The 23,187-nt window shown below is 61.6% G+C and carries 24 protein-coding genes and 1 pseudogene; 9 read left to right on the top strand and 16 right to left on the bottom strand.

The features are described 5' to 3' along the window. Nucleotides 1-2 precede the first annotated feature (2 nt). Nucleotides 3-2,891, top strand: coding sequence for an EAL domain-containing protein (locus EN807_RS17425; RefSeq protein ID WP_135935996.1), 2,889 nt, complete (start codon nt 3-5; stop codon nt 2,889-2,891). Nucleotides 2,892-3,053: 162 nt separating this feature from the next. Here the strand turns inward: EN807_RS17425 and EN807_RS17420 are convergent, their stop codons facing one another. Next, complete coding sequence (locus EN807_RS17420) at nt 3,054-3,989, bottom strand: oxygenase MpaB family protein (protein ID WP_210239989.1); 936 nt, start codon at nt 3,987-3,989, stop codon at nt 3,054-3,056. 150 nt (nt 3,990-4,139) lie between these two features. Beyond that, nucleotides 4,140-4,403 (bottom strand): DUF4242 domain-containing protein, encoded by a 264-nt coding sequence (locus EN807_RS17415; protein ID WP_127209693.1) that lies wholly within the window; start codon nt 4,401-4,403, stop codon nt 4,140-4,142. Nucleotides 4,404-4,554: 151 nt separating this feature from the next. Here EN807_RS17415 and EN807_RS17410 point away from each other — a divergent pair, with 151 nt between their 5' ends. After that, the gene (locus EN807_RS17410) at nt 4,555-5,433 is read left to right on the top strand and encodes a LysR family transcriptional regulator (protein WP_189522477.1); all 879 of its coding nucleotides are present in this window, start codon (nt 4,555-4,557) and stop codon (nt 5,431-5,433) included. Between the two features lie 126 nt (nt 5,434-5,559). Here EN807_RS17410 and EN807_RS17405 read toward each other — a convergent pair. Continuing rightward, nucleotides 5,560-5,707, bottom strand: a pseudogene (locus tag EN807_RS17405) (LysR family transcriptional regulator); the annotation flags it as partial. A 166-nt stretch (nt 5,708-5,873) separates the two neighbouring features. On the opposite strand from EN807_RS17405, the gene EN807_RS17400 reads away from it, so the two are divergent. Then, nucleotides 5,874-6,683 (top strand): methyltransferase domain-containing protein, encoded by an 810-nt coding sequence (locus EN807_RS17400; RefSeq protein WP_135935993.1) that lies wholly within the window; start codon nt 5,874-5,876, stop codon nt 6,681-6,683. A 325-nt stretch (nt 6,684-7,008) separates the two neighbouring features. Continuing rightward, the gene (locus EN807_RS17395; protein WP_135935992.1) at nt 7,009-7,878 is read left to right on the top strand and encodes a transglycosylase SLT domain-containing protein; all 870 of its coding nucleotides are present in this window, start codon (nt 7,009-7,011) and stop codon (nt 7,876-7,878) included. A gap of 153 nt (nt 7,879-8,031) precedes the next feature. Here the strand turns inward: EN807_RS17395 and EN807_RS17385 are convergent, their stop codons facing one another. Next, nucleotides 8,032-8,640 carry a YqgE/AlgH family protein gene (locus EN807_RS17385; RefSeq protein WP_127318731.1) on the bottom strand — a complete coding sequence of 203 codons (609 nt, stop codon included), beginning with the start codon at nt 8,638-8,640 and terminating at the stop codon, nt 8,032-8,034. Between the two features lie 169 nt (nt 8,641-8,809). On the opposite strand from EN807_RS17385, the gene EN807_RS17380 reads away from it, so the two are divergent. The 3 genes from EN807_RS17380 (at nt 8,810) to EN807_RS17370 (ending at nt 10,899) form a co-directional block, all read left to right on the top strand. Then, nucleotides 8,810-9,616, top strand: a complete 807-nt coding sequence (locus EN807_RS17380) for a protein-disulfide reductase DsbD domain-containing protein (protein ID WP_135935990.1) — start codon at nt 8,810-8,812, stop codon at nt 9,614-9,616. 122 nt (nt 9,617-9,738) lie between these two features. After that, nucleotides 9,739-10,239 carry a peroxiredoxin gene (locus EN807_RS17375; protein ID WP_135935989.1) on the top strand — a complete coding sequence of 167 codons (501 nt, stop codon included), beginning with the start codon at nt 9,739-9,741 and terminating at the stop codon, nt 10,237-10,239. A 180-nt stretch (nt 10,240-10,419) separates the two neighbouring features. Continuing rightward, nucleotides 10,420-10,899 (top strand): DUF2938 domain-containing protein, encoded by a 480-nt coding sequence (locus EN807_RS17370; protein WP_135936473.1) that lies wholly within the window; start codon nt 10,420-10,422, stop codon nt 10,897-10,899. Nucleotides 10,900-10,904: 5 nt separating this feature from the next. On the opposite strand, the gene EN807_RS17365 is transcribed toward EN807_RS17370, so the two are convergent. The 12 genes from EN807_RS17365 to coxB all read right to left on the bottom strand — a co-directional run bounded on the left by EN807_RS17365 (nt 10,905) and on the right by coxB (nt 20,654). Continuing rightward, nucleotides 10,905-11,498 carry a histidine phosphatase family protein gene (locus EN807_RS17365; RefSeq protein ID WP_135935988.1) on the bottom strand — a complete coding sequence of 198 codons (594 nt, stop codon included), beginning with the start codon at nt 11,496-11,498 and terminating at the stop codon, nt 10,905-10,907. A 42-nt stretch (nt 11,499-11,540) separates the two neighbouring features. Further along, nucleotides 11,541-12,068 (bottom strand): ribonuclease HI, encoded by a 528-nt coding sequence (rnhA, locus tag EN807_RS17360; RefSeq protein ID WP_135935987.1) that lies wholly within the window; start codon nt 12,066-12,068, stop codon nt 11,541-11,543. Further along, on the bottom strand, nt 12,065-13,027 hold the full coding sequence (locus tag EN807_RS17355; RefSeq protein ID WP_135935986.1) for a homoserine kinase: 963 nt from the start codon (nt 13,025-13,027) through the stop codon (nt 12,065-12,067). The genes rnhA and EN807_RS17355 overlap by 4 nt, the downstream gene beginning before the upstream one ends. Before the next feature lie 7 nt (nt 13,028-13,034). Continuing rightward, on the bottom strand, nt 13,035-14,045 hold the full coding sequence (gene ispH, locus EN807_RS17350) for a 4-hydroxy-3-methylbut-2-enyl diphosphate reductase (protein WP_029355631.1): 1,011 nt from the start codon (nt 14,043-14,045) through the stop codon (nt 13,035-13,037). A gap of 97 nt (nt 14,046-14,142) precedes the next feature. After that, nucleotides 14,143-14,898 (bottom strand): SURF1 family protein, encoded by a 756-nt coding sequence (locus EN807_RS17345; protein ID WP_189522476.1) that lies wholly within the window; start codon nt 14,896-14,898, stop codon nt 14,143-14,145. Then, nucleotides 14,895-15,281: a DUF983 domain-containing protein gene (locus EN807_RS17340; RefSeq protein ID WP_135935985.1), complete on the bottom strand. Its 387-nt coding sequence runs from the start codon at nt 15,279-15,281 to the stop codon at nt 14,895-14,897. The genes EN807_RS17345 and EN807_RS17340 overlap by 4 nt, the downstream gene beginning before the upstream one ends. Before the next feature lie 82 nt (nt 15,282-15,363). Next, nucleotides 15,364-16,245: a cytochrome c oxidase subunit 3 gene (locus EN807_RS17335; RefSeq protein WP_135935984.1), complete on the bottom strand. Its 882-nt coding sequence runs from the start codon at nt 16,243-16,245 to the stop codon at nt 15,364-15,366. Between the two features lies 1 nt (nt 16,246). Next, a complete protein-coding gene (locus EN807_RS17330; RefSeq protein WP_135935983.1) occupies nt 16,247-16,888 on the bottom strand; it encodes a cytochrome c oxidase assembly protein in 642 nt (213 codons plus the stop codon). Nucleotides 16,889-16,896: 8 nt separating this feature from the next. Continuing rightward, the gene (locus EN807_RS17325; RefSeq protein WP_077381685.1) at nt 16,897-17,058 is read right to left on the bottom strand and encodes a hypothetical protein; all 162 of its coding nucleotides are present in this window, start codon (nt 17,056-17,058) and stop codon (nt 16,897-16,899) included. Nucleotides 17,059-17,060: 2 nt separating this feature from the next. Further along, a complete protein-coding gene (locus EN807_RS17320) occupies nt 17,061-18,002 on the bottom strand; it encodes a heme o synthase (protein WP_135935982.1) in 942 nt (313 codons plus the stop codon). A 77-nt stretch (nt 18,003-18,079) separates the two neighbouring features. Beyond that, on the bottom strand, nt 18,080-19,732 hold the full coding sequence (gene ctaD / locus EN807_RS17315; RefSeq protein WP_095486177.1) for a cytochrome c oxidase subunit I: 1,653 nt from the start codon (nt 19,730-19,732) through the stop codon (nt 18,080-18,082). 37 nt (nt 19,733-19,769) lie between these two features. After that, nucleotides 19,770-20,654 carry a cytochrome c oxidase subunit II gene (coxB, locus tag EN807_RS17310; RefSeq protein ID WP_135935981.1) on the bottom strand — a complete coding sequence of 295 codons (885 nt, stop codon included), beginning with the start codon at nt 20,652-20,654 and terminating at the stop codon, nt 19,770-19,772. 374 nt (nt 20,655-21,028) lie between these two features. Here coxB and EN807_RS17305 point away from each other — a divergent pair, with 374 nt between their 5' ends. After that, on the top strand, nt 21,029-21,619 hold the full coding sequence (locus EN807_RS17305) for an invasion associated locus B family protein (protein WP_135935980.1): 591 nt from the start codon (nt 21,029-21,031) through the stop codon (nt 21,617-21,619). Nucleotides 21,620-21,760: 141 nt separating this feature from the next. Then, nucleotides 21,761-23,173, top strand: coding sequence for a metalloprotease TldD (gene tldD, locus EN807_RS17300; protein ID WP_135935979.1), 1,413 nt, complete (start codon nt 21,761-21,763; stop codon nt 23,171-23,173). Nucleotides 23,174-23,187 lie beyond the last annotated feature (14 nt).

Genomic DNA, 23,187 nt, shown 5'->3' with positions numbered 1-23,187 from the left:
TTTTGACGAATTTCCTGCGAATCGGGTCGTTGTTCGCCTTTGTGCTGACGGCAATCGTCGTGCTCTGCGCGGCGTCCTCGGCCTTCGCCGTCGAGCCGATCAAGATCGCCCGCGACGACGTGGCTCTCGACCTTTCGGGCGCCGTCGAAATCTACCGCGACCAGGGCGAGAACTTTCAGGTGTCGACCGCTCCAGGCCCGGACGGCATCGTGCGGCGCATCGAGGTCGAGGCCAATGATGCGCGCTCGACCGGCGACTGGGCGGTGTTCGCACTTGCCAATACCACCGACCAGCAGCTCGACAGGCTGATTGTCGCACCGCATTTCCGGCTGGTGAATTCCGGCATCTTTTGGCCGGATCTCGGCTCGACCCGCATTGCCGCGATCACGCCCAGCGAGGGCTTCGCGCTTGACCGCCAGACCAGCCCCGACGCCGATGTGTTCCGTGTGACGCTGAACCCCGGAACGGTGATCACCTTCATTGCCGAACTTGCCTCGCCCAAACTGCCGCAGGTCTATCTATGGGATCCGGAATCCTACAAGGACTCGGTCAATTCCTACACGCTGTTTCGCGGCATCGTCATCGGCATCGCCGGCCTTCTGGCGCTGTTCCTGACCATCCTTTTCGTGGTCAAGGGGACCTCGATGTTCCCGGCAACCGCAGCACTCGCCTGGGCGGTGCTCGCCTATATCTGCATCGATTTCGGCTTTCTCAACAAGGTCCTGGAAATATCGCCCGGCAACGAGCAGATGTGGCGAGCCGGAACGGAGGTGGCGCTTGCGGCGACCTTCGTGGTGTTCCTGTTCGCCTATCTCAACCTCAACCGATGGCACGGCCATTTCAGTTACGGCGCGCTGGTCTGGATTCTGGGGCTGCTGCTGATCGCTGGCGTTGCGATCGTCGATCCGGCGGTCGCCGCCGGCATCGCCAGGCTGTCCTTCGCCGCCACCGCGCTGACCGGCCTCGGCCTGATCATCTTCCTCGGCATACGCGGCTACGACCGTGCCATCATGTTGGTGCCCAGTTGGGTCATGGTCCTGTTGTGGCTATGCGGGTCGTGGATGGCGATCACCGGCATGCTCGACAACGACATCGCCCAGCCGGCACTGGGCGGCGGGCTGATCCTCATCATCCTGCTGATCGGCTTCACCGTCATGCAGCACGCCTTTGCCGGCGGCGCGCTGCATCAGGGCCTGTTCTCCGATCTCGAACGGCAGGCGCTGGCCGTCGCCGGATCGGGCGACACGGTGTGGGACTGGGACGTGATGCGCGACCGCGTCGTCACCAGGCCGGATGTCAGCATCCAGCTTGGCCTTGCGCCCGACAGCCTGGGCGGAGCTGCTCGCAACTGGCTGCCGGTACTTCATGCCGACGACCGCGACACGTTCCGTACCACGCTCGACGTGGTGCTCGAACACCGGCGCGGCCGGGTGTCGCAGAATTTCCGCCTGCGCGGCGCCGACGGGCACTATCACTGGTTTTCGCTGCGCGCCCGGCCGGTGATCGGATCGGACGGCGAGGTCATCCGCTGCGTCGGCACCATGGTCGACGTGACGGAGCAGAAAAAGTCCGAGGAGAGGCTGCTGCACGATGCCGTGCATGACAATCTGACTGGCCTGCCGAACCGGGAATTGCTGATGAATCGGCTGGAGGCGATCATCTCGATCGCGCGCACGGAAGAGAAAGTGCGTCCGACCGTCTTCGTCATCGACATCGACCGTTTCAAGCAGGTCAATGACGGGCTCGGCATCTCGGCCGGCGATACCATCCTGCTGACCGTTGCGCGCCGGCTGCACCGGTTGCTCAAGCCGAAGGATTCGCTGTCGCGCTTTGCCGGCGACCAGTTCGCGCTGATGCTGCTTTCCGAACAGGACCCGGCCCGCATCGCAGCCGTTGCCGACGCCATCAAGCATGCGATCAACAATCCGATCACCTTTGCCAAGCGCGAGATCGTGCTGACCGCCTCGATCGGGCTGGTCACCTGGACCTCGGCGCAGAGTTCGGCCGAGGACATGGTCAAGGACGCCGAGCTTGCCATGCACCAGGCCAAACGTTTTGGCGGCGACAGGATCGAGCCGTTCCGCCCCGCCTTCCGGACCGTCGGCACCGACCGGCTGCAGTTCGAGTCCGACCTGCGCCGCGCCATCGAACGGCGCGAATTCACACTCGCCTACCAGCCCATCGTGCGGCTGGAAGACGGCAGTGTTGCCGGCTTCGAGGCGCTGTTGCGCTGGGACCATCCGCGCCGCGGCATGATCCCGCCGGGCGATTTCATCCCGGTCGCCGAGAGCTGCGGCCTGATCGTGCAGCTTGGCCTGTTCGCTATGCAACAGGCCGCCGAAGATCTGGCGGGATGGCAAAAGCAGATCGGCGACGCGCCGCTGTCGGTTTCGGTCAATCTGTCCAGCCGTCAGCTCATCCGCCGCGATCTGGTCAGCGACGTCCGCTCGGTGATCGCGCGGGCCAATCTGAAGCCGCGCTGCTTCCGGCTCGAACTCACCGAATCGCTGGTGATGGACAATCCCGAGCAGACAGCCCATGTGCTGAACAAGCTGAAGAAGCTTGGCATCGGCCTGTCGCTGGACGATTTCGGCACCGGCTATTCCTCGCTGGCCTATCTGACGCGCTTTCCCTTCGACACGATCAAAATCGACAAGAGCTTTGTCGACGACGCGACACCGAAGCGCGCGGTGCTGCTCAAATCCATGGTCAACATGGCGCATGAACTCGGCCTTTCGGTCGTGGCCGAGGGCATTTCGGATGAAAGCGATGCGCTCGAACTGCGCCAGATGGGCTGCGAATATGTGCAGAGCTTCATGTTCGGCGCGCCGATGCCCGGCGATCAGGTGCTGAAGACGCTGAAGGAACAGTATCCGCTGGCTCAGGCTTGATTTTGTGCATGTCGGTTGTCCCAAGACCTCTCTGCACTTTTGGGCGACGTGCCGGGGGGTCCGCTTCCCGGCGCTCGGAGGTCGCAAGTAAACTGGTCACGCAGTATCGAAAATTTTAGTCTCCTACCGCGGCGTGGCCCCATCAATGTTGGAAAGCCTGAATTAACGGCGGCGATAGAGATAGCTATCGGAAAGGCCGAGGCGACGGCACGATTGAACGGCCGGGGATGAAGGGAGCACGATGCTCTCGCAGATTGCAGCCGTAGTCTTCACAAAAGCACGCTCCCACGGCGTCAGTGTCCAGCGGTCGCCGAGTGCCAAGCGCTTGCGCACCCAGCGTGGTAGGATCTCGACGGCCGCCTTCAGAAATGGCCGCTGAAGCGGTTGAGCCACTCCCGGCAAGGCGGGAACGTCTTCCATGATTTCCAGGAATTCCAAGACGATCGGCGACGCGACGAGTCTTTGCCTCATCGCGTCGAACAGCGCGTAAAGCTCGGCCTGTGACGTGGGCGAGCCGGCCGCACCATAGAGTAGTGCGACGGGGCGAGCCTCAGCAAACATCGCGTCCCGTTCGAAAAAATGCAGACGATGCACATAGACGTGATACGCCTCCATGAAACCAAACCCGGCCGTAGCTTGCACCCAGTCCAGCAACTCCGGGTCGGTGGCGTGGTATGGCTCACCTTCGCTGGTTCGACCTGAAACGCGCCCATGCATCCTGACCACACCTTCAATCATGGCCTTAGCCTTGGTTCGAGGGCCGTAGACCGTAACCAAGGCAGCGAGGCCCGTACGCTGTAATCGTCGGAGCGCGTGCGAGCGGAATGTGCTGTGCTGCCAAATGGCGTCGCGAACCCGCGGCTCCGCCAATTCGAGCAGCACCGCAGTAACCCCGCCGATGAAGAGCGCAACAGGGTTCTTGAAAATACGCCAGGACATCGAGGTGGGCGGTAACAGCGCCGGCTCGCCTTCTGGGGTCGAGAAGTCCATCTGAGATCCGAGCCGCTGGCGCATGAACGACTGCGCAAGTGTATCCACACGACGCTCAAGTGGGCGAGGCAGAGGAATGATGCCAGAATTGCCAAACATGGTACGCATCCGACTCCTGGGAACAACAAGCGTCGAACCTGTGGCTAGCGGACGAACGTCTTGGCCTTTCCGTCGTTCCAAATGATTAGCGTGGCGCGCTGCGCATGATCCGCAAGAACACCGGGCTCGGATGGTCATCACGAGCCCGGCCGTGCTGGCTTATGGCGTAAGATCGAGCGCCGGCACGATTCTGTGGTAGGGCAGGCCTGCATCGTCGTTTAGACGCTTCACGTCGGTATCGGAGACAGCATCAAACAGGCACATGCAGCGCCCGTCCTCCGGTGCGAAGGTCGAGCGCAGATAGCTGATGTCGGTGCCCTTGGACGTCATCTCGGCGGCCTGGCTGATCGCCGCCTTCTGCGCATCTCCCAGAGCTTCCATGCTGATGCCCTTGAGGTCGCGTTCCACCATGTAGACAGTCATTTCCAGATCTCCTCCTATGAACAGTGACCACAGGAGTTGAATGCAGCGGCGGGCGAAAGAGAACGACATTTTTTCTATCGATCCATAGCCGACAGTTATGGATTAAAGGGCTACAATGTCGTTTCGTGGAACCGCCTCGGGAGGGCTCGCCATGGAGATGTTTCAGGTCCGCTACGTGCTTGCTGCCGCGAAGATGCTGAATTTCACCAAGGCCGCCACCGAATGCAATGTGTCTCAGCCGGCGCTCACCAAAGCGGTCAAGACGCTCGAGGATGAGCTTGGCGCGCCCTTGTTCCATCGCGAGGGAAAGCGCGTCCTCCTGAGTGAGTTCGGGCGCTCCATTCTGCCGCATCTTCAGCAGATCATGCAGGAGGCCCACGCAACCAGGACGCTTGCCGACAATTTCAGGCTGCTCAACCAGGTGCCGATCCGGCTCGGCGTCATGTCGACCATCGGCCATGTGAAGCTCGCCAGGTTCCTGGCAAAGTTCCAGCGCGACTATCATGGCGTCGAGCTGGAAGTCAGCGAGGCGAGCGTGCAGGAACTGAAAAACAGGCTTGAGCAAGGCGATCTCGATCTGGCCGTCCTCAATCCGCTGGAGAGATTGGGAGCGGCTTTCCGCGTCCATGATCTCTACAGTGAGCGCTACGTCGTCGTATTCGCGCCGGATCACCGGCTTGCGAGCCTCAATGCAATCAAGTTGGTCGATCTCTCTCAAGAACCCTATGTCGATCGTCTGTCCTGCGAAATGCGGGATCTGGTGATGGGTGTGTGCCGGGAAAGAAACGTCAGCCTTTATGCCCGCTTTCGTTCCGAGCGCGAGGATTGGATCCAATCAATGGTGCTGGCGCGGATCGGCTTCGCCTTCATGCCTGAATATTCGGTGACATCGCCTGAACTTCTGCAGCGTCCGCTGATCGAACCCGCGGTGGCACGCACCGTGTCCCTGGCTAGCGTTCCGGGCCGGCCCTATAGCCCGGCGACGGCGGCAATGGTCCGAGCTGCCCAGAGCTTCGATTGGCCAGGCTAGGCGTTTGTTGCTGAAGCTGATTTTAGGTGCGTTCTGCCGTGGTCCTCGGACCGGTACCGACCCTATCCAGGACTACCGACACTCAATCGCTGCGCATTTTGGGCGATGTGGCTGCGTGAGACGCGCAAAGTCGGTGAGGTGGAGATGGCTATGCTCGCGGTGGAAGAGATGCCCTCCAAGCTCGGCCTCAAGCTTCTGGATAGCGCGGGTCAGCGCCGGCTGGGTCACGCAGCAGCGGCGCTGCCCGGAAGTAGCGGGTTTCGTGTATCTCCATGGATCGCCCTTTCCCGATGACAGCCTTGCATCGGCGCGATGAAATATTAGCATTTCCTTTTTCTCCGAAACGACTGCAACTTTCTTGCTTCGTTGGAATCGCGCTCGCCGAAGGAGCGCGGGAGAAGGCTCACAATGGCCGGATGGAAATTTGAGGGAGGACGATCATGACCCTGCCCAGTTACGCAATGAACCAGGCAAGTTTCCCGCAGATGTACGAGCGGTGGCTGGTGGGCCCTCTCTTCCGTCCATGGGCCGAGATGGCTCTTGGCGAGCTGGAATTGTCTTCGGGCGATCGCCTACTCGACATCGCTTGCGGAACAGGAATAGTGGCGCGCGTTGCAAGAGAGCGGCTCGGTGAATCCGGATATATCGTCGGCGTCGACATCAGCCCGGACATGCTTGCCGTGGCGCGGGCTGTAGAACCAGCCGTTGACTGGCGCCAGGGCAATGCCGGCGAGCTGCCTCTGCGTAACGGTGAGACGTTCGACGTGGTCGTCTGCCAGCAAGGACTGCAGTTCTTTCCTGACAGACCCGCAGCGGCGGCGCAGATGCGTCTCGCGCTGGCGAAGGGTGGCAGGCTGGCGATGGCCACGTGGCGCCCGGACGACGAAATCCCGTTCTTTCTCGAACTGCGCCGCGTCGCGGAGCGCCATCTGGGAGCCATCGCCGATCAACGGTACAGCTTCGGGGAAGCGGCTCCACTTGAGGCGCTGCTGCGAGACGCCGGCTTCCGAGAGGTCCGATCGAGGATTATTTCGCGCACCATCCATTTCTCGGAGGGCGCACCTTTCCTGCATTTGAATATGATGGCGCTGGTCGGGATGAGTTCCTTAGCCAAGGAAATGCGCGATCAGGAGCGCAAACGCGTCGTGGAGGAGATCCTGAGCGAGAGTGCGCCCGTGCTGCAATCGTATAGCAATGGATCGGGACTAGCCTTCGAGCTCAGCGCCAATCTGGCGACGGCCAAAGGCTAAATGATCTCTCTTCACAAGCAACGCATCGCCTACGCAACGTTCGATAAAATCATCTTATGTACATTACGAACTGTCCTCGCCGCATTGCGGCCATTGTACCGCCACGATCCATGACTATCTAGAGCAAGCACTGACCGTTCTTCTTGTCTTTTTCGACGTTGACGGCTCAACGTTGGAAATAGATCTGCCCCAAAATATCTGGGCGGCTAGACAAGGAACGGAGTGGGACCTGGCGTCACTCAAAAGAACACGTGAATTCTTTGCTTGCGGAGGCGTCATCCTTTCGGGCGGACGGCCTTTGTCGAAAAGGCTCGCGGGACTTGGCTTGGCGGCGACAGTGGCGGCCATGCCATGGCCGGTCTATTCGGGAGTGTTGGTCAACGGAGTGACCGAAGCCGCGGGTGCCACTGCTGTTCCGTCCTACGCTCTGAGTTTCCCCTCGGCCGCGCCCGAGTTCGACATCATCGATCCGGGCACCACGTCGACCTCCCGACGCAAGGGAGAAGGCACACTGGCCGACGCATTGAAGGGTACCGTCGCCATCCTTTCCGAAGGCGCGGGACAGATCGTCATCGGCATGTCGGTGCACGAGTTCGGCGAATACAAGGTGTCGCAGTACATTGCCAGCGAGATTCTGCGTGCCGCCAAGGACACCCAATTTCCTGCCGACACCCTTTTCGCGATCGCCGAGAAGGAATCCTCCTTCGACATCAACAATCGCCCGCCTAAAGGGTCGGCACTTGGTCTTATGCAGTTCCTCGACCAGACATGGCTTGAGGCGGTGAAGAAGTACGGTGCAGAGCTCGGCCTGGGCGACGAAGCGGAACTGATCCGGATCCGCTTAGAGGGCAAGCGCGAACACCATTTCGTTGACGACAAGGCCGATGAACAGCGCATCCTTGAATTCAGGCGCGATCCCTATCTGTCGGCAGCACTTGCGGCCAAGAACCTTCTCGCGGCCAAGGTACGCATCGAAGCCCGTCTCGAGAAGGCCATGGACGAAAGGGATCTTTACCTCCCCCATTTCCTTGGCACCAACGGCGCAGCACAGCTCCTATCGAACGCCGACGAGACGCCAATGCCACGGCCAGCAAAATCTTCCCCAAGGCGGCGCGCTTCAATACCGCGATGTTCAGGGCCGAGGGAAAACAGCTCACCGTCGGCCAGTTCCACCAGCGCCTGCGCTCCTTCTTAGAAGCCCGCATCGGCAAATACAGCGATGTCGAAAGCCGCGTGAAAGAGGCTGACCTGTCCTGGACAGCCGGTATCGAGAATCTCGTCTACGATTTGGGCAAACGGCTGGCGTCGGCAATGCAGCGGTAGCCAGCCAGGTATCGGATTTTCACCACTAGGCGTGACCGGCCGCCAGGCTGAGATGCGCGAGGTCGATACCGATCGAGGCGAGAATCCGGTCGTATTTGCGCTCGATGTCGGTGTCGAACAGAAGCTCCGCATTTGCCGGGCAGGTCAGCCAACCGTTCTCGGCGATTTCGCTTTCCAGCTGACCGGCGCCCCAGCCCGAATAGCCGAGCGCCATCAGCGCGTGCCGGGGCCCACGGCCCGACGAAATGGCGCGCAATATGTCGACGGTCGCGGTCAGGCAAATGTCGTCGGAGACGGTGAGCGACGATTCCACGCGGTAGTCGCCCGAATGCAGGACGAAGCCGCGGCTGCGGTCCACTGGTCCGCCGTTGCGCACGACGAAGTCGCGCGCCTGCGCGGGCAAGCGGATCGCCTCCTGTTCGTTCATGATGCCGAGCTGCACGAGCAGATCCGGAAACAGCATCTGCTGCGTCTGGTTGATGACCAGGCCCATCGCGCCTTCGTCGCTGTGCGCGCAAATGTAGATGACGGAGCGCGTAAAGCGGTCGTCCTTCATGCCGGGCATGGCAATCAGGAACTGGTCGTCGAGAAAGCCGCGTCCCGCAGCCATCTTCTTGTGGCGCAACAAGTCCATGCGAGGAGCGTAACGCGTTTCTGAAGCGCCGAAAAGATGCGCCGCGCGCGATTTCGTCGCGGATGTGCATCTAAGGTCAGGCAAAGCTGTGCCCGATGTCACGCAAATATGATAACAGCGACGCCATGAAGTCATTGCGCAGCCATGAACGGACGCTCAAATCACCGTCATGCAAAGCTTGAAAGTCCTGCTGCTCAGCGCCGCTGTTGGATGTGGAACCGGCCTCCCTGCCGCAGCCTCCTCGTCGACCTGGTACAATAGCGAAGGCGGCAGAGTGCGGCTTGTGACCAGCGGCAAGCCCGACGAAGCCGGGCGCATCCATGGCGTCCTCGATATTGCGCTCAAGCCTGGCTGGAAAACCTACTGGCGCGATCCGGGCGACGCGGGCGTGCCGCCGCAAATCGATATCTCGGCCAGCACCAACATTGCCAACGCGACGTTTTCGTTTCCGCCGCCCCAGCGCCACGACGACGGCTACGGCGAATGGGCCGGCTACGACCATCCGGTTTCGCTGCCGGTGACATTTACGCTGTCGGCGCCGAACGAGCCGGCCGTCATCGATGCCGATATCTTTCTCGGCATTTGCGAGACGATCTGCATCCCGGTGCAGACGAAGCTGACCATCGATCCAGGCTCCGATCCGGACAATGTCGAAGACGCCGCTTTGGTGAAGGCGGCCCTTGCAACGCTGCCTGCGCCCGCAAGACCCGATTTCGGCGTCAATATCCTGCCGGGCGACCGCGAGATACTGATTGTCGAGGCGAGCTTTCCGGGCAATCCCGAAGCGGCGGATTTCTTCGTCGCCGGGGAGCGGGATTACATGTTCGGCGTGCCGGCCCGCAGCGAAAAGGATGGCAAACTGGTGTTTACCGTGCCGATCCTCGACAGGCCGGCGGCGACGCCGACGGATGGCGGATTATACTACACGCTGACAACTGCGGCCGGCGCCGTCGAAGGCCTGCTGCCGTTCCCTTGATCCCGAGCAAAAGGATGTTCAGGTCGAACATCCTTTTACTCCAAGCTCCCCGACGGTTGCGGGAAACGCCTGAGTTCGCTATCGCAAGGACACTCCCTTCCATTTGTCAAACGAGGACCATGATGATGATTGCCGTTGGCGACAAGCTACCCCAAGCGACCCTCAAGACGATGACCGCCGAGGGCGCGAAAGCGATCACGATGGCCGAGATTTTCTCGGGAAAGAAGGTGGTACTGTTCGCCGTTCCCGGCGCTTTCACGCCGACCTGCTCCAACAATCATCTGCCCGGCTATCTGGATAATTACGACGCCATCCTGGCACGCGGCGTCGACACCATCGCCGTCCTGGCCGTCAACGATGTTCACGTCATGGGCGCCTGGGCCCGCTTCAGCGGCGGTGAAGGCAAGATCCTTTATCTTGCCGACGGCAATGGCGATTTCGTTAAGTCGATCGGTCTCGACGCCGACCTTTCCGGCGGTGGCATGGGACTGCGTTCGAAGCGGTTTTCGATGATTGTCGACGACGGCAAGGTCACCGCGCTCAATATCGAGACAAAGCCTGGCGTTGACGAATCCGGTGCGGCTCACATCCTCGCACAGCTTTCCGTTTTGGCGACGGCATAGACCAGGGATCGCACAATTCTTTTGGTCTGACGATCACGCTTGTTTTGAGCGCCGCGCGTCCAGTTTGGCGTGCAAAAACGCTCCAAGATTTCTGAGCCGCAAGATCCCCAACAAAACCGGTTCCGGTTTCGGGCTCATGCGCTAGCTCTTCCGAGTTGCTTGCTTTTGGGGACCTCAATGCTGTTTGACCACTTCTGGCGCGCTGTGGCGATCGGCATCGGCGCCACGGCGCTCATGGACCTCTGGGCGATTTTCCTGAACATGGTATTTGCTCAGCCGCGGCCGAACTGGGGACTGGTTGGTCGCTGGGTCTGGCATCTGAGCGACGGCAAGGTCTTCCATGACGATATCGGCGAGGCGGCACCCTATGCGCATGAATCGGCGCTGGGCTGGGCCTTCCACTATTTTGTCGGCATCGTCTACGGCATCATTCTGGCCGTTTTGGCGGGAGCGGCGTGGCTGGCCGCGCCGACCTTCCTGCCGGCCTTCATCCTCGGCATCGTCACCGTGGGCGCCGGTTGGTTCCTGCTGGCGCCCGGCATGGGCGCCGGCTGGGCCGCATCAAAGCGCCCCAACGCTATGCGGATACGCGCCCTCAACCTCGTGTCGCATACTGTGTTCGCGCTCGGACTTTTCGGCACGGCGCTGCTGATCCGTTAGCCAAATTAATCGTCGCCGTGCTGCGCCAGCCTGTCGATCGGCCGCCATCCGTGGACAATACGACGCGCGCGGGTATCGTACGCAAAATAGTTCCCGCCGCCCGCTGGCTGATCCGCCTCGCGGCTGATCTCCCGCCCGCTGAGAGAGAGGAGCAGGAGCGTTCCGACACCTCCATGGCCCACGAAAGCAACGTCGGCGGCGTCATCTGTGCCGAGCACAGTGTCCACCTCGCTCAGAATACGACGCTGAGCATCGATAGCCCGCTCCCATCCGCGGATGCTGCTGTATGGATTGGCGAAGAACTGGTCCGCGACCGCTTCGAACGCCGCAGGCGGTAGGAAACCGGTTGCCGATCGGTCATTCTCATGCATCCGCTCCCTCACCTCGACCTCAAGGCGAAGATGCCTTCCCAGTATCTCGGCGGTTTCTACCGCCTTGCGTTCACCCGATGACACTATACGCCGGATCGACCGAACCCACGGCTGATCGAGCATTGCAGACGTTCTCGCCCGCCCGATGTCGGATAGCCTCCACTCTGGCACTGGAACATTGGCATCGATCCGAACCTGGGGATGCGTGATGTAGTATGCGATCGGCATGATAGAGGTCTTCCTGCCAGAGAGCGGAACCGCAGCCGGAATTCAATAACTCTGGGTCGAGCGCCGTGGCTTTGCGACCGCCGGCTGCTTCGACTGCGGATCCGGCTTCGGCGTCGGGGCCTTCACTGGGCCTTTCTTAAACGGCGCCATGCCGAGCCGCGCCAGTTCGTCGGCACGTTCGTTCTCCGGATGGCCGGCGTGGCCCTTGACCCAGTGCCAGACGACCTGATGGCGGTTGCGCGCCTCGTCGAGTGCCTGCCACAGCTCGGCATTCTTCACTGGTTGCCTGGCAGCGGTCTTCCAGCCGTTGCGCTTCCAGCCGTCGATCCAGCTGAAAATGCCGTCCTTGACATAGTTGCTGTCGGTATAAAGATCGACGGCACAGGGTTCTTTCAGCGCATTGAGCGCCGAGATGGCGGCCAAAAGTTCCATGCGGTTGTTGGTAGTCGCAGCCTCGCCGCCCGACAGTTCTTTCGTGACGCCGTTGAAGCGCAGGACCGCCCCCCAGCCGCCAGGCCCCGGATTGCCCGAACAGGCACCATCGGTGAAGATTTCAACGCGTTTGGTCATGTCAGTCCGTATTCGAAAGGAGATCTGATCGCCCGGTGGAAGCGCATTCGCCTGATATATTCGGTCGGGTCGCGTTTCACGACCAGCCCGCCGTTGGCAACGGTCAGCCAGTCGTAAAGCCGGGTCAGCATGAAACGCAGCGCCGAGCCGCGTGCCAGGATAGGCAGCGCAGCTTTCTCCTCGCCGCTCAAGGGCCGCACGCTTTGGTAGCCGGCAAGCAGCGCCGTACCCTTGGTCAGGTTGAAGGAAAAATCCTTCTCGAAGCACCAGGCATTGAGGCAGGTAGCGACATCATAGGCGTAGAGATCATTACAGGCGAAATAGAAGTCGATCAGGCCCGACAGTTTTTCGCCAAGGAAGAAGACATTGTCCGGGAAAAGATCGGCATGGATGATGCCTTCCGGCAGGCCTTTCGGCCAGTTCCGCTCGAAATCGGCGAAGTCGGCATCGACCTCGGCCGCCAGTCCCGGCTCGACCTCGTCGGCGCGAAGGCGAGCGGCGCTCCACAGCTTGCGCCAGCCATCGATGGCAAGGGCATTCGGACGGGTTATCGGAAAGTCGGCGCCGGCGAGATGCAGCGCCGCCAGCGCCTTGCCGACCTCGCCGCAATGCGCTGATGTCGGCCGCCGCAGCGAAAGGCCTTCGAGGAAAGTGATGATGACCGCCGGCCGGCCGGCAAGCGTTCCGATGACGTGGCCATCATGCGCGGTCACCGGAAGCGGGCAGGAAATTCCTTTTCTAGCGAGATGGGTCATGAGGCCGAGGAAGAACGGCAGGTCGGCCTTGTCGACGCGCTTTTCGTAAAGCGTCAGTATGTAGGAGCCGCTGGTCGCGTGCAGCAGGAAATTCGAGTTCTCGGTCCCTTCGGCGATGCCCTTGTAGGACAGGAGATCGCCGACCGGATAGGCCTTCAGGAACGCGCCGAGCTCGCCTTCGTTGACGTCGGTGTAGACCGCCATGGGCTCTTCACGCGGCTCCGTTGACGAAGGCCATGTCGGCCGCCGTCAGTTCGACATCGCGCAGGACCCGCATCACCGGAAAATCCTCGGTCTCTGTCGCCGTCACCGCCAGCTCGATCGTCACGTTGAAGCGCTGCCGGAATGCATCGATGATCTCGTCAACGATGATTTCCGGCGCTGAAGCACCCGCCGACAGACCGAGCGTCGAGATGCCGGCAATGTCAGTCCACGGAATTTCGGAGGCGCGCTGCACGAGAAGCGACATCGAGGCGCCGGCGCGCTCGGCCACTTCGACGAGACGCCGCGAATTGGAGGAGTTGGGGGCGCCGACGATCAGGAAGAGATCGGAGCCCGCGGCGGTCTCCTTGACCGCTTCCTGGCGATTGGTGGTGGCGTAGCAGATCGATTCCGCTGCCGCCGCATGCAAATCGGGAAAACGATCCTTAAGCACCCGAATGATGCCGGCGGTGTCCTCGACCGACAGCGTCGTCTGGGTGACGAAACCGAGCGCCTGCGCGTCTGCGGGCACCAAATTCGCCGCGTCGGCTTCGGTCTCGATCAAGGTGACGGCGCCGTCCGGCAATTGCCCCATCGTGCCGATCACTTCCGGGTGGCCGGCATGGCCGATCAGAAGCACATGGCGGCCGAGCCGCTGATGGCGCATCGCCTGCTTGTGGACCTTCGACACCAGCGGGCAGGTGGCGTCGAGATAGAAGAGGTTGCGCGCCTGGGCGTCCGCCGGCACCGACTTCGGCACGCCATGCGCCGAAAAGACGACCGGGCTCTGGCGATGCTCCGCCGGTATCTCGGAGAGTTCCTCGATGAACACCGCACCCAGGCTTTGCAGCCCCTCGACGACATACCGATTGTGCACGATCTCGTGGCGGACATAGACCGGCGCGCCGTATTTCTTCAGCGCCAACACGACGATCTGGATGGCGCGGTCGACGCCGGCGCAGAAGCCCCGCGGCTGGCAGAGCCTTATTGTCAGCGGTGGCTTTGTGGTCGTGTGAAGCATGATTACCGGCCGGTTGGTCGTAGCATGAACTCAAGTCTTGAACTCAAGGCGCGAAATGAGGTGCGCACCCCTGCCCTGTCAAGGGCGCCGGTGCCGATCATTCTTCTTTCGCCGGGCGGCGAAGCCTGAAGATGAGGACGCCGGCAAGGGCCGCGGCAAGGCCGTACCAGGTTACGGCATATTGCAAATGGCTGTTCGGCAGGTCGATGATGGTAACGCCGCCGACCGGCAGCCCACCCGGGTTCGGCGTGGCGTCCGCGTCGATGAAGAATGGCACCAGCCCCGCGCCGGCCGGCAGACCGGCGCTGGCCGCCATGGCGTCGCGATCCTTCCAGTAGAAGATGTTCTTCTGCGGATCATTGTCGGGAAGCATCATCGAGGGCTTTGCCGGCAGCGGATTGCGGGCGAGCCCCGTCACAGTCACCTGGCCCGCACCCTGGCTTTGCGGGCGCTTGGCAGCGTCCTTGAGATCGTACGGTACGAAGCCGCGATTGATCAGAACGACGCGGCCGTCCTCCAGCTGCAAGGGCGTGAAGACATCGAAACCCGACTGGCCTTCCCAGGTCGCGAAGAAATGTCGCTCGCCTTGATGCAGGAAAGTGCCTGATGCCGTCACCGGCGTGTAGTCGACGTCGCCGGTGGAGGTGAACCGCTTTTCGACCTCGGCCAACGGCACAGGCGCCGAGTGCGTGCGCTGGTCGATAGTCTGAATGAGACCCTCTTTCCAGTAGAGGCGCTGCACCTGCCAGGTGCCCAGCCCAAGCAAAATGAAGAACAGCACGAGGCCTAGGCCAAGCAGCAATGCCGTCTTTGGTCGCGAAAGGCCTGCCACTGAAGCGGATGTCGTGCTCATTCGCTGAGGTCCAGCCTGCCCTCCGCCGCCTTGTTGCGGTATTGCAGCGTCAAGAGCACACCCTTGATCAGCCTGAGCGCGCCCAGGCAAAGCACCAGCGTTAGCGGTATCCACAACACGAGATGCAGCCAGAGCGGCGGGTTCAGCGTCACCTCCATCCACAGCGCCAGCCCGACGACGATGAAGCCGATGATCAGTATGACGAACACCGCCGGCCCGTCGCCGGCATCGGCGTAGGAATAGTCGAGGCCGCAATTGGCGCAGCGTTTTCCGACCGTGAGGAAGCCGGAAAACAGCGGTCCCTCGCCACAGCGCGGGCAGCGGCCGTGCAGGCCAGCCGAAATCGGATCGATTGGTGGCCAGATCGCCTTGTCGTCGCTCATTGCGATACCTTAGTGCCCTTCGCCCCAAAAGATAAGGCGGCCACGTCGCCGCAGCCACCTCGTCTATTTCCTCAAGAAGATTTCAGTGGCCTTCAATGACCGCGCCGCTGGACGCCCAGACATAGATCGACGCGAACAGGAACAACCAGACCACGTCGACGAAGTGCCAGTACCAGGCGGCCGCCTCGAAGCCGAAATGCTGCTTGGGCGTGAAATCGCCCTTCATCGCACGGACCAGGCAGACCAGCAGGAAGATCGTGCCGATGATGACATGGAAGCCGTGGAAGCCGGTCGCCATGAAGAAAGTGGCGCCGTAGATCGAATCCCTGAAGCCGAACGGGGCGTGAATGTACTCGTAAGCCTGCACCATGGTGAACAGCATGCCGAGACCGACGGTCAGCACCAGGCCGTTGATCAGCCCCTTACGGTCGCCATGAATGAGCGCGTGGTGCGCCCAGGTCACCGTAGTCCCCGACAAAAGCAGGATGACGGTGTTGTAGAGCGGCAGGTGGAAGGGGTCGAGAACCTCGAGGCCCTTCGGCGGCCATACACCGCCGGTGAAGGCGGCGCGGGCGTATTGCTGTGCCTCGCCGGGAAACAGGCTGGCGTCGAAGAAAGCCCAGAACCAGGCGACGAAGAACATCACCTCGGAAGCGATGAACATGATCATGCCGTAGCGCAGATGCAGCGACACGACATGCGTGTGGTGGCCTTCATGCGCTTCCTTGATGGTATCCGACCACCAGGCGTACATGGTGTAGATAACGATCAAAAGGCCGATGAAGAACAGCCACGGATTGGCGATGTTGAAGCCGAAGATCGGGAAATCGCCGCCCTTGAGATACTGCATGTAACAGACGCCGCCGATCGCGGTGACCAGCGCGCCGACCGAGCCAAGGAACGGCCACGGGCTCGGGTCGACGAGATGGTAGTCATGTTGTGGTTTTGCGTGCGCGTCTGCCATATCAACCCCCGAGGCTTCGTTCGGTATGTGAAACTTTGTTGCTTGTGCCTTCGGCCGGCGCCGACGACGCGACCGGTTTGTTCTTCTCGTTCTTCTCGACCGGGAACATCGTGTAGGACAGGGTAATCGTCTTCAGGTCCTTCAGTTCCGGCGCATTGACGATGTCGGGATCTACATAGAACACGACCGGCATGTCCAGCGTCTCGCCAGGCTTCAACGTCGTGTCGGTAAAGCAGAAACACTCGACCTTGTTGAAGTAAGATCCCGCCAGTTCCGGCTGCACGTTGAAGGTCGCGCGGCCGGTAGTGGCCCGGACGAACTTGTTGGTGGCGCTATAATGCGCCTGCGCCGTCTCGCCTATCTTGATGGTGGTCAAGCGGGCGACTGGCTCAAACTGCCATGGCACTCCGGCTGTGTTGGCGTCGAAGCGGATGGTGATATCGCGATCGAGCACGCGGTCGGCATATTGCTGCGTTGCGCGTTTCACGGTGCCGCCGTATCCGGTCGCCTGGCAGAACATCGCGTAGAGCGGCACCGCGGCATAGGCCATGCCGATCATGCCGCCGAAAAAGGCGATGCAGACGCCGGCGACGATGCGGTTGGTGTTCTTCTTTTGAGGATGGGTCACTGTTTTGCGGTTCATCCTGAGCCTCACATCGTTCCGGTGAGGTTGTGACCGAACTTCACGACGGTCGCGATATAGAAGATGACGACAAGCACCGCCAGCGCCAGGCCTATGGCTACCGAACGGTTGCGCCGGGCCTTCTGCTGGCGCTCCGTCAGCGTGACGAGTTCAAGCTTCTTGTCGGCCATGGTCATGCTCCGCCCGCCAGCGCGCGCCCGACAACGCAGTCGGCAAGATAGATGGCGAAGATGGCGAAGAGATAGAGCAGCGAGTAGCCGAACAATGCCTTGGCCGGCTTCATCACATGGTCGTCGTCCGCCATCTGCAGCACCTTCCACGCATACCAGACAAAGCCGGCACCGAGCAGCGCCGCAAAGACGCCATAGGCGGGCGTGGTGAAACCGAGCGCCCATGGCAGCACGCCAACTGGCGCGAGGATCAGCGCGTAGGCAAAGATCTGGCGTCGGGTCGAAGCCTGGCCGGCGACATTCGGCATCATCGGGATGCCGGCCCTGGCATAGTCCTCGGACTTGAAGAGAGCGAGCGCCCAGAAATGCGGCGGCGTCCACAGGAAGATGATCAGGAATAGGACGACGCTTTCCAGGCTGACCGTTCCGGTCACCGCGGCCCAGCCGATCACCGGCGGAATGGCGCCGGCAGCACCGCCGATGACAATGTTCTGCGGCGTCCAGCGCTTCAGCCACATCGTGTAGACGACCGCATAGAAGAAGATGGTGAAGGCCAGCAGCGTCGCCGACAGCCAGTTGACCAGCACGCCGAGCGTCATCACCGACAGCACCGACAGCACCAGGCCGAAACTCAACGCCTCGCCGGGCCGGATGCGGCCGGCCGGCACAGGACGGCCGGCGGTCCTGGTCATCACCGCATCGATATCGGCGTCATACCACATGTTGAGCGCGCCGGACGAGCCAGCACCGATAGCAATAGCCAGGATAGCGATCACCGCCAGCAGCGGATTGATAGTCACGGGTGCCGCGACCAGGCCGACAAAGGCAGTGAACACCACCAGCGACATGACGCGCGGCTTCAACAGGGCGAAGAAATCGCCCGCCGTCGCTTCCGACATGCGAAAGCCCGGTTCGTCAGTCAATGTGTCGTCGACAAGGGCCATGCGTACTTAAAGTCCATCATTCCGTTGGCCAAAACCGCCGGGCGGACCGGCGGTTCCGTATTCGCCCCGGCAGCCGCCTATTTGATTTTCGGCAGCTGTTCCCACTGGTGGAAGGGCGGCGGCGAAGGCAGCTGCCATTCAAGCGTCGTTGCACCCTCGCCCCATGGATTGGCGCCAGCTACCCGCTTCTTCTGGAACGCCTCGAACACGCCGTAGAGGAAGATGACCACGCCGACGGCGGAAATATACGAGCCGTAGGACGACACCATGTTCCAGCCGGCAAACGCATCCGGATAGTCGATGTAGCGGCGCGGCATGCCGGACAGGCCGAGGAAGTGCTGCGGGAAGAAGACGAGGTTGACGCCGACGAAGGTGACCCAGAAGTGGGTGTTGGCGATGACAGGCGAATACATGTAGCCGGTCATCTTCGGGAACCAGTAGTACCAGCCGGCGAAGATGGCAAAGACTGCGCCCAGCGACAGCACATAATGGAAATGCGCGACCACGTAGTAGGTGTCGTGCAGCGGGCGGTCGAGACCGGCATTGGCAAGCTGGACGCCGGTAACGCCGCCGACAGTGAACAGGAAGATGAAGCCAATCGCCCACAGCATCGGGGTTTTGAGCGAAATCGACCCGCCCCACATGGTGGCGATCCACGAGAATATCTTCACCCCCGTCGGCACCGCGATAACCATGGTGGCGAAGACGAAATAGCGCTGCGTGTCGAGCGACAGGCCGGTCGTGTACATGTGATGCGCCCAGACGATGAAGCCGACCGCACCGATCGCGACCATGGCGTAGGCCATGCCGAGATAGCCGAAGATGGGCTTCTTCGAGAAAGTTGAGACGATGTGGCTGACGATGCCGAAGCCCGGCAGGATCAGGATGTAGACTTCCGGATGCCCGAAGAACCAGAACAGGTGCTGGAACAGGATCGGGTCGCCGCCGCCATCCGGCGCGAAGAAGGTGGTGCCGAAGTTGCGATCGGTCAAAAGCATGGTGATCCCGCCGGCCAGAACCGGAAGCGACAACAGCAGCAGGAAAGCGGTGATCAGCACCGACCAGGCGAACAGCGGCATCTTGTGCAGCGTCATGCCAGGCGCGCGCATGTTGAAAATGGTGGTGATGAAATTGATGGCGCCAAGGATCGACGACGCGCCGGCGATGTGCAGCGACAGGATCGCAAGGTCCATCGCCGGTCCCGGCTGGCCCGACGTCGATAGCGGCGGATAGATCGTCCAGCCGCCGCCGACGCCGTAGGCGCCAGGCGCGCTCGGCACGAAGGCCGAGATGATCAGCAGGATGAAAGCCGGTGGCAGCAGCCAGAACGAGACGTTGTTCATGCGCGGGAAAGCCATGTCGGGCGCACCGATCATGATCGGCACCATCCAGTTGGCGAAACCGCCGATCAGCGCCGGCATGACCATGAAGAAGATCATGATCAGCGCATGCGCAGTGGTGAAGGCATTGTACATGCTCTTGCCGCCATCGAGCGCGGCGTCGGCATTCAAGCCGTAGACCATCTGCGCCAGGCCGGTGAAAATCTGGATCCCCGGCTCCTGCAGTTCCATGCGCATGACGACCGAAAGGGCACCGCCGACGCAGCCCGCCATGATCGCGAAGATCAGATAGAGCGTACCGATATCCTTGTGGTTGGTCGAATACACCCACCGGACCCAGCCATGATACGGCTTATGGTCGTGATCGTCGTGAGCTGCAGCGTCTGCCATGTTCGGCTCCGTTCCCTGATCTTTTCTGGTCGCGGCATCAGTTGCCGGCGGCCGCTACCTTGTCTTTGCTGTCGACCTCGGCCATCAGCGCCTTGTTGGCGCCGGGAAGGTCGGTGCCGGCTGCCGCCAGCCAGGTCTTGTACTGGGCGTCGGAGACGACGCGGATCGCGATCGGCATGAAGGCGTGGTCCTTGCCGCAGAGCTCCGAACACTGGCCGTAATAGAGGCCTTCCTTTTCCGCCTTGAACCAGACCTCGTTGATGCGGCCCGGAACCGCGTCGGTCTTGATGCCGAAGGATGGCATGGCAAAGGCGTGGATCACGTCCGCCGCCGTCACCAGCACCCGGGTCATGGTGTTGACCGGCACCACCATCTCGTTGTCGACGGCGAGCAGGCGCGGATAAACGGCGCGATCCTCCTTGCCGGCCGCCGCGCGGTCAGAATCCACCAGGATCGCGGAGTTGAAGGAAAGCGTGTTTTCGGTCTGGTATTCGTAGTCCCAGTTCCACTGGTTGCCGGTCGCTTTAATGGTCAGCTTGGCTTCTTCCGGCGGTGTGTATTGCGCGGTCAGGAGCTGAAACGAAGGAATGGCGAGACAGAGCAGCACGACGACCGGCCCAACCGTCCAGATCACCTCGATCAGCGTGTTATGGCTGGTGCGCGACGGGATCGAGTTGACGCTGGCACGGAATTTCAAGATGCAATAGGCGATAAGAGCGAGCACGAAGAGGGTGATGGGCACGATGAACCACAGCGTGTATTGCTCGAACCAGGCGATCTGCCGCATCATGTCGGTGGCGGCGGGCTGGAAGGTCATTTCCCACGGCGCAGGCTGGGCCGCATGGGCGGATGCGCCGGTGAACAATGTGGCGGCAGCCCAAGCGCTCGCTAGGAGTTTGGCGCCTGCTAGGAATTTTCTCATTGCCGTCATTATCTCCCAGTTCCTCGCGATCGGACCGCAAGCATATCGAACAACGCCGGGACGGGAATCCCGGACAGTCCCGAGGCTGGTTCAAACCATACTCTATTTGCCTCCGCAAGAAAGGAGCGGAGGAAACCGTGCGGCATTTTTGCGCGCAAGCGCGGCTGCGCATTTTGGCGGCGGCCGCGGCGGTGGCGGATCGCGGAAGCCCGAGCGGCGGACTGTCCTGGCAAAATGCGCCGGGCTGTCGCAATTCGGGCGAATTTGGCACGGAAAAGCGCACAATTGCCTTGGTCGAGGCCGGCCGGCAGTGGTCTCATCCTTTACTTGCCCTTGGCGCGGCTTAAAGTGCCGTGATTCGCAATGGAGCCGTCATGAACTCTTGGCTTTGGAGACTTGGGCTTTGGAGACGTGGGCTTTCGAGACTTGGGCTTTCGAGAAGCTTGGCGAAGGTCATTCTTCTCGCTGCCGTGTCTAGCTTTGGCCTATCTGGCGTTGGCTTGTCTGGCATCGGCCAGGCCAATGCTGCGCAGCCAAGCGGCAAGGTGCGGTCGACGCATGGCGCATGGTCGATCATCTGCGACACTCCGGCCGGCGCCACATCAGAACAATGCGTGATGATGCAGAACGTCGTCGCCGAGGACCGTCCCGAGATGGGGCTTTCCGTCGTCGTGCTGCGCACCGCCGACAACAAGGCTGAAATCCTGCGCGTGCTGGCGCCGCTCGGCGTGCTGCTGCCCAACGGGCTCGGCCTCAATGTCGATGGCAAGGACATCGGCCGGGCCTATTTCGTGCGCTGCTTCCAGGACGGCTGCTATGCCGAGGTCATTCTCGAAAAGCCGCTGCTCGACACGCTGAAGACCGGAACGTCAGCCACCTTCATCGTCTTCCAGACGCCGGAGGAAGGCATCGGCATCCCAGTCGAGCTCAAGGGTTTCGCCGACGGGTTCGCCGCCCTGCCTTGAGAACCGGTCAGAACCCAAGATCCTACAGAGGAAAAGCGATTGTGACTGGCCTTTGGCGATGACAATGGTCCTCGCCAATTGTCTGGGCGCACCTTCGCGCCTACATCGTGAGGACAATCTCTTTCCACGGACGGACCTGCCATGAACAGCCTGATCGGCCAATTCGACATTTCCGACGATCGCATCAAACAGATCGTCGCCGAGACCATCAAAGGCGCCGACGACGGCGAGCTATTCCTAGAATACAGCGAAAGCGAAGCGCTGATGTTCGACAACGGGCGGCTGAAGACCGCCAACTTCAACACAGATCAAGGCTTTGGTCTGCGCGCCGTCGCGGGCGAAGCGAGTGGCTACGCGCATTCCAGCGATCTTTCGGAAGCATCGCTGCTGCGCGCAGCCGACGCGGTCTCAACGGTGAAGGGCGGCTATTCCGGCACGCTTGCCGCGGCGCCCGCCCGCACCAACCGTCACCTCTACGGCGACGAGAACCCGATCCCGGCGCCCTCCTTCGAGGCGAAGGCCAAGCTCCTTCAGGAAATCGATGCGTGGCTGCGAGCCGAGGATCCGCGCGTGCGACAGGTGACGGCCTCGCTCGCCGCCTCCTGGCAACATGTCGAGATCGTGCGCGCCGACGGCCAGGTGGTGCGCGACATCCGCCCGCTGGTCAGGATCAACGTGTCGGTGGTGGTCGGCAATGGCGACCGCCAGGAGAGCGGCTCCTACGGCATGGGCGGGCGCAAGGCGTTTGGCGAATTTCTGGTCGAGGAGAGTTGGAAGCACGCGGCCAAGGAGGCGCTGCGGCAAGCGCTGGTCAATCTCGAAGCAATCCCCGCGCCCGCCGGCACATTCGACATTGTCCTGTCCAGCGGTTGGCCGGGCGTCATGCTGCACGAGGCCGTCGGCCACGGGCTGGAAGGCGACTTCAACCGCAAGAAAACATCGGCTTTCGCCGGGCTGATGGGCCAGCGGGTGGCCGCGAAGGGTGTCACTGTCGTCGACGACGGCACCATGCCCGAGCGGCGCGGCTCGCTGACCGTCGATGATGAAGGAACACCTTCGGCCCGCAACGTGCTGATCGAAGACGGCAAGCTTGTCGGCTATATGCAGGATCGCCAGAACTCCCGGCTGATGGGCATGAAGGCCACCGGCAACGGGCGGCGCGAAGGCTATGCACACCAGCCGATGCCGCGCATGACCAACACCTACATGACCTCAGGCGACATGGAGCCGGGCGAAATCATCGCGTCGGTCAAGAACGGCATCTATGCCGTTTCCTTCGGCGGCGGTCAGGTCGACATCACCTCGGGCAAGTTCGTGTTTGGCTGCACTGAGGCCTATATGATTGAAAATGGCAAGGTGACGCAGCCGATCAAGGGCGCAATGCTGATCGGCAATGGGCCTGACGCCATGCACCGCGTTTCGATGATCGGCAACGACATGAAGCTCGACACCGGCATCGGCATGTGCGGCAAGGCCGGCCAGGGCGTGCCAGTCGGCGTCGGCCAGCCGCATCTCAGGATGAACCAGATGACGGTCGGCGGCACAAGGGTTTGATAGAAGCTGCTGCT

The sequence above is a fragment of the Mesorhizobium sp. M5C.F.Ca.ET.164.01.1.1 genome (assembly GCF_004792125.1).
Taxonomy (GTDB): domain Bacteria; phylum Pseudomonadota; class Alphaproteobacteria; order Rhizobiales; family Rhizobiaceae; genus Mesorhizobium; species Mesorhizobium wenxiniae.
The sequence above is the reverse complement of the archived record's forward strand: the minus strand, read 5'-3'. Positions and strand labels throughout refer to the sequence as shown.

Coding starts and splice junctions, on each gene's coding strand:
- rnhA (WP_135935987.1), bottom strand. CDS start 12,068: ATGACCAAACGCGTTGAAATCTTCACCGATGGTGCCTGTTCGGGCAAT.
- EN807_RS17365 (WP_135935988.1), bottom strand. CDS start 11,498: ATGCCGATCGCATACTACATCACGCATCCCCAGGTTCGGATCGATGCC.
- EN807_RS17380 (WP_135935990.1), top strand. CDS start 8,810: ATGCAAAGCTTGAAAGTCCTGCTGCTCAGCGCCGCTGTTGGATGTGGA.
- EN807_RS17385 (WP_127318731.1), bottom strand. CDS start 8,640: ATGGACTTGTTGCGCCACAAGAAGATGGCTGCGGGACGCGGCTTTCTC.
- EN807_RS17325 (WP_077381685.1), bottom strand. CDS start 17,058: ATGGCCGACAAGAAGCTTGAACTCGTCACGCTGACGGAGCGCCAGCAG.
- EN807_RS17410 (WP_189522477.1), top strand. CDS start 4,555: ATGGAGATGTTTCAGGTCCGCTACGTGCTTGCTGCCGCGAAGATGCTG.
- EN807_RS17335 (WP_135935984.1), bottom strand. CDS start 16,245: ATGGCAGACGCGCACGCAAAACCACAACATGACTACCATCTCGTCGAC.
- EN807_RS17330 (WP_135935983.1), bottom strand. CDS start 16,888: ATGAACCGCAAAACAGTGACCCATCCTCAAAAGAAGAACACCAACCGC.
- EN807_RS17375 (WP_135935989.1), top strand. CDS start 9,739: ATGATGATTGCCGTTGGCGACAAGCTACCCCAAGCGACCCTCAAGACG.
- EN807_RS17345 (WP_189522476.1), bottom strand. CDS start 14,898: ATGAGCACGACATCCGCTTCAGTGGCAGGCCTTTCGCGACCAAAGACG.
- tldD (WP_135935979.1), top strand. CDS start 21,761: ATGAACAGCCTGATCGGCCAATTCGACATTTCCGACGATCGCATCAAA.
- EN807_RS17305 (WP_135935980.1), top strand. CDS start 21,029: ATGAACTCTTGGCTTTGGAGACTTGGGCTTTGGAGACGTGGGCTTTCG.
- EN807_RS17340 (WP_135935985.1), bottom strand. CDS start 15,281: ATGAGCGACGACAAGGCGATCTGGCCACCAATCGATCCGATTTCGGCT.
- EN807_RS17320 (WP_135935982.1), bottom strand. CDS start 18,002: ATGGCCCTTGTCGACGACACATTGACTGACGAACCGGGCTTTCGCATG.
- EN807_RS17420 (WP_210239989.1), bottom strand. CDS start 3,989: ATGCGTACCATGTTTGGCAATTCTGGCATCATTCCTCTGCCTCGCCCA.
- EN807_RS17400 (WP_135935993.1), top strand. CDS start 5,874: ATGACCCTGCCCAGTTACGCAATGAACCAGGCAAGTTTCCCGCAGATG.
- ctaD (WP_095486177.1), bottom strand. CDS start 19,732: ATGGCAGACGCTGCAGCTCACGACGATCACGACCATAAGCCGTATCAT.
- coxB (WP_135935981.1), bottom strand. CDS start 20,654: ATGAGAAAATTCCTAGCAGGCGCCAAACTCCTAGCGAGCGCTTGGGCT.
- EN807_RS17355 (WP_135935986.1), bottom strand. CDS start 13,027: ATGGCGGTCTACACCGACGTCAACGAAGGCGAGCTCGGCGCGTTCCTG.
- EN807_RS17415 (WP_127209693.1), bottom strand. CDS start 4,403: ATGACTGTCTACATGGTGGAACGCGACCTCAAGGGCATCAGCATGGAA.
- ispH (WP_029355631.1), bottom strand. CDS start 14,045: ATGCTTCACACGACCACAAAGCCACCGCTGACAATAAGGCTCTGCCAG.